We start from the raw sequence: 15,225 nt of genomic DNA, 5'->3' as shown, positions 1-15,225 counted from the left end.
AGGCTACCCGCCGAGCGGGGCCTCCCACCGTGATGATCGCCATGGGCGGACACCGCCGGGGTCGTACGATCATGGCCGTGACCACCGACCCCCTCTCCGCCGCCGAGACCGCCGAGGCCGTACGCACCGGTGCCGTCGGCGCGCTGGCCACCCTCGACGCGGCTTTCGACCGGGTGGGCGACCTCGACCCCTCGCTGCACGCCTTCACCTCCCTGCTGCGAGCGGACGGCCGCGCGGCCGGGGCCGCCGTCGACGCCGCGAGCCCGGCCGACCGTGCGGCACTGCCCCTGGCCGGGGTACCGCTGGCCGTCAAGAGCACCGTCACCCTGGACAACCCGGTCGTCGCCCCCCTGTTGACCGCGGGCGCGGTGCCGGTGGGCATCACCGCGGCACCCCAGTTGTGCGCCTGGGGGATGACCGATTCCGACGCCCACGGCATCACCCGCAATCCGCGCGACCTCGCCCTGTCCGCCGGCGGGTCCTCCGGGGGGTCCGCGGCGGCGGTGGCCTCGGGCATGGTCCCGCTCGCGGTGGGTGACGACGGGATGGGGTCCCTGCGCATCCCCGCCGCGGCGTGCGGGATCGTCACCATCAAGCCGGGGCCCGGCGTCGTCCCCACCCGCCTGGCCGGCGACAACTGGGGCGGCCTGGCCGAATCCGGTCCGCTGGCCAGGACCGTCGGCGACGTCGCGCTGGCCCTGTCGGTGATGGCCGGTCGTCCGGAACTCGCGGACGTCGGACCCGTCCCCGGCGGGACGCGTATCGGCATGTCCGTGGCCAGCCCGATCCGGCTGCGCCGCGATCTGGTACGCATCCACGCCCCCTGGACGCGCGCGGCCCGGGAGGCCGCGGAGGTGCTGCGGGGGGCCGACCTCGTCGTCGTCGACACCACCCTGCCCTCCCCCACCGACCCCGTCCTCTATCTCGCGCGCTGGACCACCGGCGTCGCACGGGCGGCGGAGGACGAGAACCTGCCCCTGTCCGCGATGGAGCGACGCACCCGGCACCACGCACTGCTCGGCCGGACGGTCTTCCGTCGCGGCGGCGCGGGAGACGGGGACACCCGCTGGAACCGTGGCGTGGAGACGCTCCGCGCGGAGGTCGAACGGGCGATGGACTCGGCGGGGATCGACGTGTGGCTCACCCCGTCGCTGGCGGACGTGCCACCCGAGGCGACCGACTGGCACCGACGCTCCTGGGGCCGGTCATTGTGGGCGTCGATGAGGTTCTCCCCGTTCACCCCGCTGGCCAACGTGCTCGGTTGGCCCGCCGTGTCCGTCCCGTGCGGCACCACCCACACCCCCCTCGGCCGGGTCCTGCCCACCTCGGTCCAGCTCGTCGGGCGGCCCGGTTCGGAGGCGACGCTGCTCGCGCTGGCGGCGGTGATCGAGAGCGGCGGTCGCTGACTCCGGCCGGCAGGGGCGGGTCGGCGGGCCGCGTGGCGTCAGTCCTCCGGCAGGTCGGCGAACCTCTTCTTGACGTCCCGGTACCACCCGAGTGACTGCCGCGGCCGCCGCCACCGGCTCTTCATGTCCTCGCGCGCCGGCACGTGGGCGTCGTCGCCGGCCCCGACGCGCTCCTTGAGGTGGGCGTCCTGGGCGTTGATCACGTCGTCCGCGGTGTCACCGCGGTGCGGCAGATCGCAGGGCCCACCCAGGTCCTTGCAGGTCATGGTCTTCATGGGGTCGATCCTCCCTGTCCGGGCGACGCCGGAGCGCGTCGCCTCACCCTGATGACGAGCAGGCGGCCGGAAGTGTGACCGCCCCGCTCATCTCGGCTCGCCGTCGCTGCGGCGGCGGATCTCGGAGAGCACGGCCGGGTCCGCACGGAAGTCGATGCGGCTGACCACGCCGCCGGCGATCCGGAAGTCGAACGCCACCCGGGCCACTCCGCGATCGAACCAGGCCGCGCCCGGCCGCCCGTGGACGAACACCGGCAACGCCGCGGCGGCGGCGCCGTCGAAGAACTCCGCCACCGCGTCGCTCCCCTCGATGCCGACCGGGGTACCGAGCCCGACGGCGATCGGGTCACCGACCACGACGACGTCCGGCGCGAGGAGCCCGAGGAGACGGGCGAACTCGCCGTTGCGCGCGCGTCGAGGAAGGCGTCGACGACGAGCCAGTCCGCCTGCTCCACGCCGGGTCCCGCCCCCGCGATCTTCGCTCGCGCCCTCGACGCGAGTTTGCGGGCCGCGGCCGGTGAGCAGTCCAGCACATCAGCGATCGTGGCGAAGTCCACCGAGAACGACTCGTGCAACACGAACGCCACCCGCTCGGCCGGGGCGAGGCGGTCGAGCACGACGTGCAGTGCCGCGCCCATCGAATCCACGAGGAGCACCTCGTCAGACGGGTCCGGATCCGGTGCCGGACCGTCGACGGGCTCCGTCGGGGGCGGGACGACGGCCTTGAGCCGATCCAGGCAGAGGCGGGTCACGACGCTGGTGAGCCACGCCGGGAGTGAGTCGACCGCCCGGGTGTCGGCCCGCGCCAGCCGGAGCCACGCCTGCTGGACCACGTCCTCCGCCTCCGCCGGGTCACCGAGCACGCGGGCGGCAATCCGGACGAGCCGGGGTCGTTCACTCTCGAATTCGGAGGTCCGGTCCATACCCCTCGCTAGACGCTCGTGTACTGCTGCACGATCCGGCGCTTGACCAGCTTGCCGGTGGGGGTGCGGGGCAGTTCGTCCACGAAGTCCAGGCCCCGCGGGATCTTGAAGTCGGAGATCCGCCCGCGCAGGGCGCCGAGGATCTCGTCGGCGAGGCCGGGGTCGCCCGCACGGTCGGCGGCCGGTACCACCACGGCGTGCACCCTCTCGCCCATTTCCTCGTCCGGGATCCCGATCACGGCGACGTCCTCGACCGCCGGGTGCAGGACCAGGGCGTTCTCGATCTCCTGCGGGTAGATGTTCACCCCGCCCGAGATGATGGTGAACGCCTTGCGGTCGGTGAGGTAGAGGAAGCGGTCCTCGTCGAGGTAGCCCACGTCGCCGAAGGTGGACCAGTTGGGGTGCTCGGGGTGGAAGACGGACGCCGTCTTCTCCGGGTCACCGTGGTACGAGAAGGTGCCCTCGTCCTGCTGCCAGTAGATGGTGCCGATCTCGCCGGTGGGCACCTCGTTGCCCTCCTCGTCGCAGATGTGCGCGATGCCCTTGAGTCCGTCGCGACCCACCGAACCGGGGCGTTCGAGCGCCTCCTGCGAGTTGATGAACGTGATGCCCATGCCCTCGGTGGCCGAGTAGTACTCGTGGATCACCGGGCCCCACCACTCGATCATCCGTCGTTTGACCTCGGGCGGGCACGGCGCGGCGGCGTGGATCGCGTGGGTCATGCTGGACACGTCGTAGCGCGCCCGCGTCTCCTCCGGCAGCTTGAGCATGCGCACGAACATCGTCGGCACCCACTGCGAGTGCGTCACCCGGTACTCCTGGATGAGCCGCAGCGCCTCCTCCGCGTCGAAGCGGTCCATGAGGATCACGGTCCCGCCGACGGAGTTGACCACGCCGCAGAACCGCAGCGGGGCCGCGTGGTACAGCGGTGCCGGGCACAGGTAGACGCTGTCGGCGTCGAAGGCGTACAGGAAGCTGAACACCGGCGTGTAGCTGTCCGGCACCTCGTCGATCTGCCCTTCGGGCGGGTCGACGCGCACGCCCTTCGGCCGGCCGGTCGTGCCGGAGGAGTAGAGGAAGTCGTGGCCGCGGGGCTGGTCGGCGGGCGGCTCGGTCGACCTGCCCTCGAGCAGCGTCCGGTAGTCCTCGAACCCCTCCAGCGCGCCGCCGAACACCACGCGGTGCTCCACGCCCGGATGCGCCTCCGGGGAGACGTCGACGTGGTCGGCGACCGGGGCGGAGACGAACAGCGCCCGGGCCCCGCAGTCGCCGATGATGTACGACGACTCGTCCGCAGTGAGGTGGTGGTTGATGGCCGCGATGTACAGGCCGCAGCGCAGCGCCCCCCAGTAGATCTCCAGCATCTCCAGGGTGTTGTCCGAGACCACGGCGATCGTGTCGCCGGGACGCAGCCCCCAGTCGTCGGTCAGGAGATGCGCGAGCTGCGCGGAACGCGCCTCGAGCTCGGCGTACGTGATCTGCTCCCCCGTCGCCGGGCGGATGGCCGCGGGCTTGTCGGGAGTGGTGGCGGCGAAGGTTCCTGGAAACATGCTGCCAGGCTAACCGCCGAATGTGATCTGGATCACGAATTAGACAGACACGTGTCCAGCAGTCCTCGCGTCAGGAGTACATGCGCGGGTGCAGCCTGCCGATGTACGGCAGATCGCGGTAGCGCTCGGCGAAGTCGAGGCCGTAGCCCACGACGAACTCGTTGGGGATGTCGAACCCGATCTCGAGGATGTCCAGGTCCGCCTTCACCGCGTCGGGCTTGCGCAGCAGGGTGACGATCTCCAGCGACCGCGGGTTGCGGGTGCGCAGGTTGCGCATGAGCCAGGACAGGGTCAGCCCGGAGTCGATGATGTCCTCGACGATGATCACGTCACGGTCGGCGATGTCGCGGTCGAGGTCCTTGAGGATCCGCACCACACCGGAGGAACTGGTGGAGGAGCCGTACGAGCTGACGGCCATGAACTCCATCTCGGACGGGATGGGCAGGGCCCGGGCGAAGTCGGAGACGAAGATCGCGGCGCCCTTGAGGACGGCGACCAGCACGACCTCCTTCTCGACGTCCGCGTAGCGCTCGCCGACGGTGGCGGCCATCTCGGCGATCCGCTCGCGGATCGACTCCTCGTCGAGCAGGACCGATTCGATCTCGTCCGCGTACTTGTCCGTGGTCATCTACGTCCCCGCTCCGCTCGCCCGGTCGTTCTCCAGGACCACCTTTCCACGTCGGCGCCGGGCGACCAACCTGGCCGAGGGCCCCGCCCCACCCGCGCCCGCGGGCCCGGTGCCACCGACCGCCACCCCGCCCTGCCCGCGCCAGTCGGTGACGAGCGCGGCCACCGCCGTCAGGTGCGCGTACGTGGGTGAGGTGACTCCCCGCGCCAGCAGCCAGCGGCGCAGGACCCGGGTCAGCACGGCCGTCGGCAGGGGTTCCAATCGGCTCACCTCCAGAGCGCCATCGGAGCCGACGGGCACGGCCGCCGCGAGACGGTCCAGCTCGTCGTCGTCGACCCCCAACAGCGACGCGGTGCGCGCCAACCCCTCCGCGACACCGCCACCCAGCACGTCCTCGAGCAGCGGCAGGACCTCGTGCCGCAGGCGCACCCGGGTGAACGCCGGGTCGGTGTTGTGCGGGTCCTCCCAGAACCCCAGGCCGAGGTCGCGGCACGCGGCGCGGGTGTCGGCGGCGCGGACCCCCAGCAGCGGGCGCCCCCACGGTGCGTCCCACGGCGCCATCCCGCGCAGCGAGCGGGCGCCGGAGCCGCGGCCCAGCCCCAGCAGGACGGTCTCGGCCTGGTCGTCGAGGGTGTGGGCGAGCAGCACGGGCCGTCCGCGGCGCGCGGTGTCGAGCGCGGTGTAGCGCGCCGCGCGGGCGGCGGCCTCGGGGCCGGAACCCCTCTGATCCACGACGACGACGAGGACCTCCGCCTCTGCGCCGAGCCCGCGGGCCGCGGCGGCCGCGTCCCGGGCCACGGCGTCCGACCCCTCCTGCAGACCGTGGTCCACCACGAGGGCGGTCACGGCGGCGAACTCGACGGCGGCCGCGGCGGTCAGCGCCAGCGAGTCCGCTCCCCCGGACAGTCCGACGCACACCTCGTCGCCGAGCTCGGGGTGGGCGCGGCGGAACGCCCGCAGCGCCGCGCGCACGGTCCAGGCCGGGCCGGTCCAGGCCGGGCCGGTCCAGGCCGGGCCGGGCCGGTCCCCACCGGGCCGGGCGGGGTGCCGGCGAGCGGGGTCAGCGGCAGCCACAGGCGCTGATCTCGGCGGCGATCCGGTCGAGGACCGGGCGCGCGACGGCGGGGTCGGTGCCGGAGGACAGCAGGGCGAAGCTCATGGTGCGGCCGTCGGTGCTGGTCACCGAGCCCGCGAGGGTGCTCGTCCCGGCGAGGGTGCCGGTCTTGGCGCGCACCCAGCCGGCGCCGGCGGCGGCGGGGCCGGTGAACCGGTCGACCAGCGTCCCCGACCCGGCGGCCACGGGCAGGGTGTCGAGCAGGTCGCGCATCTCGCGGGTCGCGTCGGGCGCGGAGGCGGTGCGCAGGACGTCGGTGAGGACGGCCGCCGAGATGCGGTTGCCGTTGCTCATCCCGGAGCAGTCGTCCAGGCGCACCCCGGACATGTCGAGACCGCGCTCGGTGAGCGTGTCGAGCACGGCGGCGGTCCCGGCGGCGAAGTCGGCCGGACCGTCCGGGTCGCGGTCCAGGGCCACCTCGCGGCAGATCGCCTCGGCCAGCACGTTGTCGGAGTGCACGAGCATCGAGCGGAGGCGATCGGTGAGCTCCGCCGACGACACCCTGCCCAGCTCCTCGGTCGTCTCCACCGGGTCGGAGGCGACCCGCACGCGCTCCGGGTCCACGCCCAGTTCGCGGGCCAGGGCCCTCCCGGCCGCGAGGGCGGGTTCGGTCGTGCGGGGCGAGTACTCGTCAGCCGGGTCGAGGCGGCCGGAGTCGAGCATCCACGCCTCGATGGGCGCGATGTTGCCGGCCGGGATCTCCGACGGGGGCCAGCCGGGGCCCAGTCGCGGCCCCGTGTACGGGCCCGGGTCCACGACGATGCGCGCCGGGGTGAGCCCGGCATCGCGGACGACGTCGGCGGCCTGTGTGAGCGTGGCCGCGCCGGGGAAGAGCGGACCGGGCTCGGCGCCGCCGGACATGGTGGGGTCGCCGCCGGGGACCACGACGAGCGTGTCCGGCTCGGCGCCGCGGGCGAGGACCGTGTCGACGCGGGTGTCGCCGGGCAGTCTGCTCAGCGCGGCGACCGCGGTGAGCAGCTTGGTCGTGGACGCGGGGACCTTGGCGTCGCGAGGGCGGCGCCCCCACAGGACCTGTCCGGTCGCGTCGTCGACCACGCTGGCGGTGAGGTCGCCGACCGCCGGGGACGCCGCGAGGGGGCCGAGGATCTCCTCGAGGGCGGCGGGGTCCGGCAGGGGCGCCGAGTCGTCCGCCGCGTGCAGTCCGGGGTTCAGTTCCGCCGTGGTCTGCGCGGGGGCGCCGACGACCGCGCGGACGTCGTCCTCCACGTCGGTGAACAGCGCCGCCGCGACGAGCCCCGCGACCAGGAGTACGACGACGACGAACACGACCCCCGCCCGCCACACGAGCCCACGCCCGCGCCACACTCCGCGCTCGGTCACTCGTGCCCACCCTCCCGGACGCTGTCGCCTCCACTGTCACCGCCACCGGTCGCCACCGGCGGCTGCCGACGCTACCCTCGCCTGCCGTGCGTCGGACCCACGCTAGCGGCCCGCGTGACGGCGGCCACCCCCGGCGCCGGGGCCGCCTACTAGAATCGGCCCGGATTGTCCGGGAGAGCCGTCCCGGGTCCGGAGAATGACGATTTGTGAGGTAGCCCGTGACCGTCGAAGTGACCATCGAGATCCCCAAGGGTTCGCGTAACAAGTACGAGATCCACCACGAGACCGGCAAGATCTATCTCGACCGTTTCCTCTTCACCTCGATGGGCTACCCGGCCGACTACGGCTACATCGACAAGACCCTCGCCGACGACGGTGACCCCTGTGACGCCCTGGTCCTGCTCGACGAGTCCGTCTTCCCCGGCGTGATCGTCAAGTCGCGCGTCGTGGGCGTCTACACCATGTCCGACGAGGCCGGTGGCGACGACAAGCTGCTGTGCGTCCCCGCCCTGGACCCGCGCTGGGAGCACATCCAGGACGTCGACGACGTCCCGGACTTCGAACTCAAGGCGATCGAGCACTTCTTCCTGCACTACAAGGACCTCGAGCCGGGCAAGCACGTCACCCCGGGCGAGTGGCGGGACAAGGCCCATGGCGAGAAGCTCATCGCCGAGGGCCTCGAGAACTTCACCGAGCACCCCGAGGAGAAGGCCGAGCCCTTCCGCGGCTGACACCGTCTGGCCCGGCACCGGCCGCCTGCCGGGCCGTGCCGTGCCGGGCCGTGCCGTGCCGTGCCGTGCCGTGCCGTGCCGTGCCGTGCCGTGCCGGGACGCCGAGAAGAGCATTTCGCTCGTGTCGCCCGAGTAGCGATGTGCGAAACACTCTTCTCGGCGGGGCTGGCTCCTCTGTGGGGCGCGCGGTCAGCGGCCGGCGGCCGGCGGTCCTCGGTCAGCGGCCGGTGTACCTCGCCTCGCGCTTCTCCAACGTGGAGCCGATGGCCTCCATCATGTCCGCCGAGGCCAGGAAGCCGGCGTTCCACGTGGCGACGTAGCGGTTGGACTCGTAGATCGGCCCCTCGATCGCCCGGTTGAGGACCTCGCGGGTGCCGCGGACCACCAGCGGCGGGTTGTCCGCGATCTCGGCGGCCGTGGCGTGGGCCGAGTCCAGAACGCCGGCGGCGTCGTCGGCGACGTGCGTGACCAGTCCGTAGCGCAGCGCGGTCTCCGCGTCGATGTCGCGCCCGGTCAGCGCCAGCTCGCGGGTCAGCCCGGAGCCGATGATGTACGGCAGCCGCCCCAGCGAGCCCATGTCGGCGACGATGCCCACCTTGACCTCGCGGACCGAGTAGCTCGAGTCCGCCGAACCGTGGCGGACGTCGCAGGCCGAGATGAGGTCCATGCCGCCGCCGATGCAGCGGCCCTGGATCGCGGCGACGGTGGGCGTCCTGGCCGACGCGACGGCGTCGACGGCGCGGCGCATGTTCTCCACGAAGTCCAGGATGCGCTCGTTACGCGAGGCGTCCGGGGTCGTGTCCTCGGGCAGGAACTCCATGAACTGCGGCATCATCGCCATCAGGTCCAGGCCGTACGTGAAGTTGCGGCCCTCGCCGGCGAGCACGACGGCGCGGACCTCGGGGTCGGCGTCGAGCTCGGCCATCACGCGGGGCATCTCGGCCCAGAAGTCCGGGCCCATCGCGTTGTTGCGCCCCGGGCCGATCAGCGTCACCTGGGCGACGTGCGGGTGACGGGCACCCTTCTCGATGCGGACGGAGGCGTACTCGCCGGGAGCGGCTGAGGTGTCTGGAGTGCTCATGACCCCAGCCTGCCACGGGCCCCTCAGGCGCGGGCTCGCGAGGCACGGGAATCGGGCATGACGAACCACAGGATCACGTAGATGAGCAGCTGCGGACCCGGCAGCAGGATCGAGGCAACGAACAGGATGCGGACCAACGCCGGGTCCAGCCCGAAGTAGTCGGCGAGCCCACCGCACACGCCGCCGATCCAGCGGTCCTCCGACCGCATCAGTCGCTTGGGCCCGGAATCTGGGGAGTAGGTCATGACGTCACACCTCGTCGTCGTCGGGAAAGGGGGATCGGGGACCTCTCCCCGGTGACCTCCACTCTCCTCCCCGAGCACCCGCTCCGCATCGGGGAAAGACCCGATTCTCAGACCCTGATCCGGCGTCGGGGTGCGGTCCGCCCGGTTCAGGTGTGGAACTCGCCGCAGTCCACCGTAAGGGTCTGGCCCGTGACCGCCGAGGCGGCGTCGGAGAGCAGGAACAGCACCGGGTCGACGATCTCGCGCTCGGAGGGCAGGCGCCGCAGATCCATCTTCTCGGCGGTGTGGGCGTAGACGTCGTCGACCGTGCCGCCGTACTTGGTGGCCAGGTGCTCGAAGTACGCCTTGAGCGTCTCGCCGTAGATGTACCCGGGCGCCACGGTGTTGACGCGGATGCCCCGCGGGCCGAGCTCGGTGGCCAGGGAATGGCCCAGCGCGACGAGGGCGGTCTTGGCGATCTTGTAGCCCGCGTAGCGCTCGCGGGAGTGGTGGATCACCGCTGAGGCCATCATGACGACGGACGCGCTGGCGGGGGCCGCGCCTGTGGCGGAGTCGGCGGCGGCAGCGGAGCCGGCTGCGGTGCCGGTGGCGGGAGCGGTGCCGGTGGCAGGAGCGGCGCCGGCCTCGAGCAGCGGGGTGAACTCCTGCGTGGTGCGCAGGGCGCCGAGCACCGACAGGTCGATCCCGCGGGAGATCTGGTCGTGGTCTGTCTGCGCGAGCGGCTTCATGCTGGGCACCGCGAACGCGCTGTAGACCAGACCGTGCACCGCATCGGTGTGACCCTCCACCGTCTCCCGCAACGCTCGCACCGACTCCGGGTCGGTGGCGTCCACGGCCGCGGCGATCGCGCTTCCGCCAGCCGCACGGACCTCCTCGGCGATCTCGACGACCCGCGACTCCGTGCGGGCGGCGACGACCACCGTCGCCCCCTGTGCGGCGGCCTGCAGGGCGAGCGTGCGGCCGAATCCCGGACCCGCTCCCACGATCACGATGGTCTTGTCACTCAGGCTCTCTGTCATCCGCCTCACTTAACCAGCCCCGGGTGACCGCGGCGGGCAGTTCACCTACGCGGGATACGATCCGCGGGTGGCCACCATTCCCGCGCAGTATCTTCGCAGTTCACACGCCGCGGAACCCCGGACACTCCTCGACGTGTTCGACGCCGCGGCGACCCGCCACCCGGACGCGCCGTGCATCGACGACGGCACCCGCGTCCTGAGCTACGACGAGGTGGCGCGGACGATCCACACCTCCGCCCGGTGGATGCACGACCAGGGCGTCGTCGCCGGCGACCGGGTCGGCATCCACATGCCCTCGGGCTCCGCGGACCTCTACCTGGCAATCCTCAGCACCCTCGCCGCCGGCGCGGCGTACGTGCCCGTCGACGTGGACGACCCCGCCGAGCGCGCCGAGCTGGTGTTCGGTCAGGCGCAGGTCGCGGCCGTCTACACCGCCGACGGCATGCTCGTCACCGATCCCGGCCGCACCACCGCACCCTCGCGACACCGCGGCCCGACGGTGGACGACGACTGCTGGATCATCTTCACCTCCGGGACCACCGGCCTGCCCAAGGGTGTGGCCGTGACGCATCGCAGCGCCGCGGCGTTCGTCGACGCCGAGTCCCGGCTCTTCCTCACCGGCGCGCCGCTGGGCCCCGGCGACCGGGTCCTGGCGGGGCTGTCCGTGGCGTTCGACGCCTCCTGCGAGGAGATGTGGCTGGCCTGGGCCCACGGGGCGTGCCTCGTGCCCGCGCCGCGCTCGGTCGTCAAGTCCGGCCTCGACCTCGGCCCGTGGTTGCGGGATCGGCGGATCACCGTCATCTCCACGGTGCCGACCCTGGCCTCGATGTGGCCCGATTCGATGCTCCGCGACATCCGGATGGTGATCCTCGGCGGCGAGGCGTGCCCGCCCGAGCTGGCCGAACGCCTGGTCGGCGAGGCGCGCGAGGTGTGGAACACCTACGGCCCCACCGAGGCGACCGTCGTCGCCTGCGCGGTCCGGCTGGACGGCGTCGGTGAGGTGTCGATCGGGCTGCCGCTGGACGGCTGGGACCTCGCGGTGGTCGATGCGGCGGGCGATCCGGTGGGCTACGGGGAGTCCGGCGAGCTGGTGATCGGCGGAGTCGGCCTGGCGCGATACCTGGACCCCGAGAAGGACGCCGAGAAGTACGCGCCCATGCAGACCCTGGGCTGGGAGCGCGCCTACCGCTCCGGCGACGTGGTCCGACTCGAGGCCGACGGCCTGTACTTCAACGGCCGCGTCGACGACCAGGTCAAGATCGGCGGCCGCCGTCTCGAGCTGGGGGAGGTCGACACCGCCGTGTCCGCCCTGCCCGGGGTCAGCGCCGGCGCCGCCGCGGTGAAGAAGACCGACGCCGGCCAGCCCGTGCTCGTGGCCTACCTCGTCGCCGAGGACCCCGGCCGCTTCGACCTCGCCGACGCGGCCGGGCGCCTGCGCGAGCACCTGCCCGCCGGCGTGGTCCCGCGCCTGGCCCTGGTCGACGAGCTGCCGACCCGCACCTCCGGCAAGGTCGACCGCGCCGCCCTGCCGTGGCCGCTGGCCCAGACGTCGGCCGCCGAGTCCGAACTCGACGGTATCGAGGCGTGGGTCGCCGAACTGTGGTCGGCCGCCCTCGGAGCCGACGTCTCCGGGGTCGACGAGGACTTCTTCGCCCTCGGGGGCGGCTCGCTCGCCGCCGCGCACGTGGTGGCCCGCGTCCGGGAGCGCTTCCCCGCGGTAACCGTCGGCGACATCTACGACCGCTCACGCCTGGGCGACTTCGCCGGGTTCCTGGACGAGCTCGAGCCCGAGGCCGAGGTCGAACCGCGACACGTCCGACCCGTCGGCCGCGGCGCGCAGCTCCTGCAGATGCTCGCCACGATCCCGCTGCTCACCCTGACCGGCTTGCAGTGGCTCACCTGGGTGGGTATCGCCAACAACGTCGCCGTCGGCCTCGGGCTGCCCTGGGCGCGGCCGGTGTCGTGGTGGGTGCTCGGGATCATGGTGGCTCTGCTCCTGCTGCCCGCCGGCCGCATGCTGGTCACCGCCGGCCTGTGCCGGGTGCTCACCGCCGGCGTGGCGCCGGGGACGTACCCACGGGCGGGGTCGGTGCACCTGCGGATCTGGGCCGCCGAGCGGTTGGTCGAGGTCTCCGGGGCCGCCAACCTCGAGGGTGCCGGGTGGCTCACCCACTTCGCCCGGTTGCTGGGGGCGCAGATCGGACACGGTGTGGACATGCACACCCTCCCACCGGTCACCGGCCTGCTCCGGGTGGGCGACGGGGCCTCGATCGAACCCGAGGTGGACCTGGCCGGGTACTGGATCGACGGCGACCTCGTGCACGTGGGCTCCGTGGAGATCGGCGAGAACGCGGTGGTGGGCGCCCGGTCCACCCTGCTGCCCGGCGCGGTGGTGGGCCGCGGGGCCCACGTGGAGATCGGGTCCGCGGTGGTCGGCACGGTCAAGGCCGGTAAGCGCTACGCAGGCTCGCCCGCGCTCAAGCGCGGCAAGCGCGGATCGAGTTGGCCGGCCGAGCCCGCGCCCCACAACCGGCTCTGGAGCCTGGTCTACCAGTTCTCCGCCGTCGCGCTCGGTGCGATGCCGCTGGCGGCCCTGCTCGCCGGCCTCGCGCTGGTGGCCTGGGGAGCCCGCGGCGCGGGCAGCCCGGGCGAGATGGTCCTGCTCGCCGCACTGTGGTCGGTCCCCGCCACCCTCCTCGCGCTCGCACTCTTCGCCGCGGCCACCCTCGGGGCGGTGAGGCTGCTGTCGATCGGCCTGGACCCCGGCTTCCACCCGGTCCACTCGCGGATCGCCTGGCAGGCCTGGTGCAGCGAACGCCTCATGGACGCCGCCCGGAACTGGCTCTACCCGCTCTACGCGTCCATGCTCACCCCGGTCTGGCTGCGCCTGCTGGGAGCCAGGATCGGCAAGGACGTCGAGGCCTCGACCGTGCTGCTCATCCCCGCGCTCACCACCGTCCGCGACGGGGCGTTCCTCGCCGACGACACCATGGTCGCACCGTACGAACTGGGCTCCGGATGGATGCGTCTGGAGCACGCCCAGGTCGGCAAGCGCGCCTTCCTCGGCAACTCCGGGATCGCCTCCGCCGGGCGGAAGGTGCCCGCGCGCGGCCTGGTCGCCGTGCTCTCGTCCGCCCCGCAGAAGGCCAAGAAGGGCACGTCGTGGCTGGGGTCGCCGCCGCAGAAACTGCCTCGCGCCGTCGCCGACACCGACGACGTCCGCACCTACCAGCCGCCGCGACGCCTCAAGGTCGCCCGGGCGGCGTGGGAGACCCTGCGACTGGTCCCCGTCTGGATGTCGTTCCTGCTCCTGGTCAGTGTCCTGGTGGTGATGCAGGAGATCCACCTGGAGTGGGGCTTCGGCGTGGCGGCACTGACCTCCGGGCTGACGCTCGCCTACGCGGGTCTGGTCGCCCTGGTGGTCGCCGCGCTGGCCAAGTGGATCCTCGTGGGCCGGATCCGCGCGGGCGAGCAGCCGCTGTGGTCGTCGTTCGTGTGGCGCAACGAAGTCGCCGACTCGTTCATCGAGTTGCTCGCCGCGCCGTGGATGGCCCGGCCCGCGTCGGGCACACCGGTGATGAACGCGATGCTGCGCCTGCTGGGCTCACGGATCGGCCGAGGCGTGTGGTGCGAGTCGTACTGGCTGCCCGAGGCGGACCTGATCTCCCTCGGGGACGGCGCCACCATCAACCGCGGGTGCGTGGTCCAGACCCACCTGTTCCACGACCGCATCATGCAGATCGACCGGGTGACGATCGAGGCCGGCGCCACGCTGGGGTGCCACTGCGTCGCGCTGCCGGCGTCGTCGATCGGTGACGGCTCGACCGTCGGCCCGGCCTCGCTGGTGATGCGCGGCGACCGCATCCCGCCCGGCACCCGCTGGCAGGGCAATCCGATCGCACCCTGGCGAGGGTGAACCGGTGGGCGGGTCAGCCGCCGGCGATGGCCCGCAGCGCCGCCAGGTGGGACTCGTAGGCCCTGCGTCCGTCGCGGGTGAGCGACAACCACGTCCGCGGTCGCTTGCCGACGTACCCCTTGCTGACCTTGACGTATCCGGCTTTCTCCAGCACCGATGCCTGCTTGGACAGTGTCGAGTCGGTGACCTCGACCGCGTCGCGGATGGTGGCGAAGTCCGCGTAGTCGACGCCGGCCAGGGCCGCGACAATGGAGAAGCGGACGGGCGCGTGGATGACCTCGTCCAACCGGTGGCGGGCGTGCCCTCCCGATCCGCCGCCCGCCCCCGGGGCGGAGCCCCCCGATGCAGCCGGGGTGCTCGTCGTCGTCTCGTCGCCCGTCATATGACCGCCCGTCGTCTCGCCGCCCATCTTCTCTCCGCTCACCGCTCGGATCCCCGCCGGTCGATGATCGCGGCGGCCACCAGGCCGGGCAGGGCGACCAACAGAACCCCGAGGAGGTACCACCAGGCGGTGAGCCCGATCGTGGTGCGGATGACGTTGAGGCCGGTGACGACGACGAGGATCATCACCCCCGATCCCGCGACGCCCCACGTGTAGGTCCGTCCCGATCCGCGGGGGCCCGCCTTGATCGCACGTCGCTGCCAGAAGATCGCCACGAAGAGCAGCAGTACGTACGGCACGAGCGCCCAGTTGGAGAACATGAGCGCGACTGTCCCGATCCCCATCAGAAGCGAGATGGCCGCGGCGAACGCCGCGAACAGGCGGGCGTCGTGCCGGGAGCTGACCGGTGGGCGTCCCTCGGCCTCGGCGAGCATGCGGGCGGCCTCCGCTCGATCGACCTCGCCGGTGCTGGAGTTCTGCGGGTCCATGGGTCTGCCTTCCGTCGGTGCCCCGGGGGAGTTTCCGCCGCGGAGTAGTCTTGATAGTAGGCAATTACTTTCCAGTTTGGCAACAACTTTCTCGGGATCGGCCACGTCTCGCGTCGAGAAGGGCGT

At 72.6% G+C, this 15,225-nt stretch carries 14 protein-coding genes and 1 pseudogene; 3 read left to right on the top strand and 12 right to left on the bottom strand.

The annotated features are described in order from the left end of the window. The first annotated feature begins 71 nt into the window (after positions 1-71). A complete protein-coding gene (locus tag AB5G72_RS03095; protein WP_440220965.1) occupies positions 72-1,406 on the top strand; it encodes an amidase in 1,335 nt (444 codons plus the stop codon). 38 nt (positions 1,407-1,444) lie between these two features. Here AB5G72_RS03095 and AB5G72_RS03090 read toward each other — a convergent pair whose 3' ends face one another. The 7 genes and pseudogenes from AB5G72_RS03090 to dacB form a co-directional block, all read right to left on the bottom strand. After that, the gene (locus tag AB5G72_RS03090) at positions 1,445-1,681 is read right to left on the bottom strand and encodes a DUF1059 domain-containing protein (protein ID WP_069389306.1); all 237 of its coding nucleotides are present in this window, start codon (positions 1,679-1,681) and stop codon (positions 1,445-1,447) included. Positions 1,682-1,768: 87 nt separating this feature from the next. Further along, complete coding sequence (locus AB5G72_RS03085) at positions 1,769-2,038, bottom strand: hypothetical protein (RefSeq protein ID WP_440221539.1); 270 nt, start codon at positions 2,036-2,038, stop codon at positions 1,769-1,771. A gap of 173 nt (positions 2,039-2,211) precedes the next feature. After that, positions 2,212-2,604, bottom strand: a pseudogene (locus tag AB5G72_RS03080) (sigma factor); the annotation flags it as partial. Between the two features lie 8 nt (positions 2,605-2,612). Continuing rightward, a complete protein-coding gene (locus AB5G72_RS03075; protein WP_440220964.1) occupies positions 2,613-4,154 on the bottom strand; it encodes an acyl-CoA synthetase in 1,542 nt (513 codons plus the stop codon). Positions 4,155-4,224: 70 nt separating this feature from the next. After that, a complete protein-coding gene (gene hpt / locus AB5G72_RS03070) occupies positions 4,225-4,782 on the bottom strand; it encodes a hypoxanthine phosphoribosyltransferase (protein WP_067711558.1) in 558 nt (185 codons plus the stop codon). Next, on the bottom strand, positions 4,783-5,754 hold the full coding sequence (gene tilS, locus AB5G72_RS03065) for a tRNA lysidine(34) synthetase TilS (RefSeq protein WP_440221458.1): 972 nt from the start codon (positions 5,752-5,754) through the stop codon (positions 4,783-4,785). It abuts the gene before it with no gap. 88 nt (positions 5,755-5,842) lie between these two features. Further along, a complete protein-coding gene (gene dacB / locus AB5G72_RS03060; RefSeq protein ID WP_440220963.1) occupies positions 5,843-7,237 on the bottom strand; it encodes a D-alanyl-D-alanine carboxypeptidase/D-alanyl-D-alanine endopeptidase in 1,395 nt (464 codons plus the stop codon). A gap of 218 nt (positions 7,238-7,455) precedes the next feature. On the opposite strand from dacB, the gene AB5G72_RS03055 reads away from it, so the two are divergent. Next, the gene (locus AB5G72_RS03055; RefSeq protein WP_067711556.1) at positions 7,456-7,968 is read left to right on the top strand and encodes an inorganic diphosphatase; all 513 of its coding nucleotides are present in this window, start codon (positions 7,456-7,458) and stop codon (positions 7,966-7,968) included. Between the two features lie 217 nt (positions 7,969-8,185). On the opposite strand, the gene AB5G72_RS03050 is transcribed toward AB5G72_RS03055, so the two are convergent. From AB5G72_RS03050 to AB5G72_RS03040, 3 genes are all read right to left on the bottom strand, one after another. Then, complete coding sequence (locus AB5G72_RS03050; protein ID WP_120284690.1) at positions 8,186-9,049, bottom strand: crotonase/enoyl-CoA hydratase family protein; 864 nt, start codon at positions 9,047-9,049, stop codon at positions 8,186-8,188. Positions 9,050-9,072: 23 nt separating this feature from the next. Beyond that, positions 9,073-9,294, bottom strand: coding sequence for a PspC domain-containing protein (locus AB5G72_RS03045; RefSeq protein ID WP_120284692.1), 222 nt, complete (start codon positions 9,292-9,294; stop codon positions 9,073-9,075). Between the two features lie 146 nt (positions 9,295-9,440). Then, positions 9,441-10,313 carry an SDR family oxidoreductase gene (locus AB5G72_RS03040; protein WP_120284694.1) on the bottom strand — a complete coding sequence of 291 codons (873 nt, stop codon included), beginning with the start codon at positions 10,311-10,313 and terminating at the stop codon, positions 9,441-9,443. A gap of 67 nt (positions 10,314-10,380) precedes the next feature. On the opposite strand from AB5G72_RS03040, the gene AB5G72_RS03035 reads away from it, so the two are divergent. Continuing rightward, the gene (locus AB5G72_RS03035; protein WP_440220962.1) at positions 10,381-14,229 is read left to right on the top strand and encodes a Pls/PosA family non-ribosomal peptide synthetase; all 3,849 of its coding nucleotides are present in this window, start codon (positions 10,381-10,383) and stop codon (positions 14,227-14,229) included. Positions 14,230-14,242: 13 nt separating this feature from the next. Here AB5G72_RS03035 and AB5G72_RS03030 read toward each other — a convergent pair whose 3' ends face one another. Both AB5G72_RS03030 and AB5G72_RS03025 read right to left on the bottom strand, forming a co-directional pair. Then, positions 14,243-14,653, bottom strand: a complete 411-nt coding sequence (locus AB5G72_RS03030; RefSeq protein ID WP_240341232.1) for a winged helix-turn-helix domain-containing protein — start codon at positions 14,651-14,653, stop codon at positions 14,243-14,245. Beyond that, positions 14,650-15,099, bottom strand: coding sequence for a hypothetical protein (locus AB5G72_RS03025; protein ID WP_185951150.1), 450 nt, complete (start codon positions 15,097-15,099; stop codon positions 14,650-14,652). Before AB5G72_RS03025 ends, AB5G72_RS03030 begins: the two co-directional genes overlap by 4 nt. Positions 15,100-15,225 lie beyond the last annotated feature (126 nt).

Origin of the sequence: Dietzia sp. MNB45 (assembly GCF_051994785.1) — a bacterium.
GTDB lineage: Bacteria > Actinomycetota > Actinomycetes > Mycobacteriales > Mycobacteriaceae > Dietzia > Dietzia kunjamensis.
Note: the sequence above shows the minus strand (reverse complement) of the source record. Positions and strands in the feature narration are given on the sequence as shown.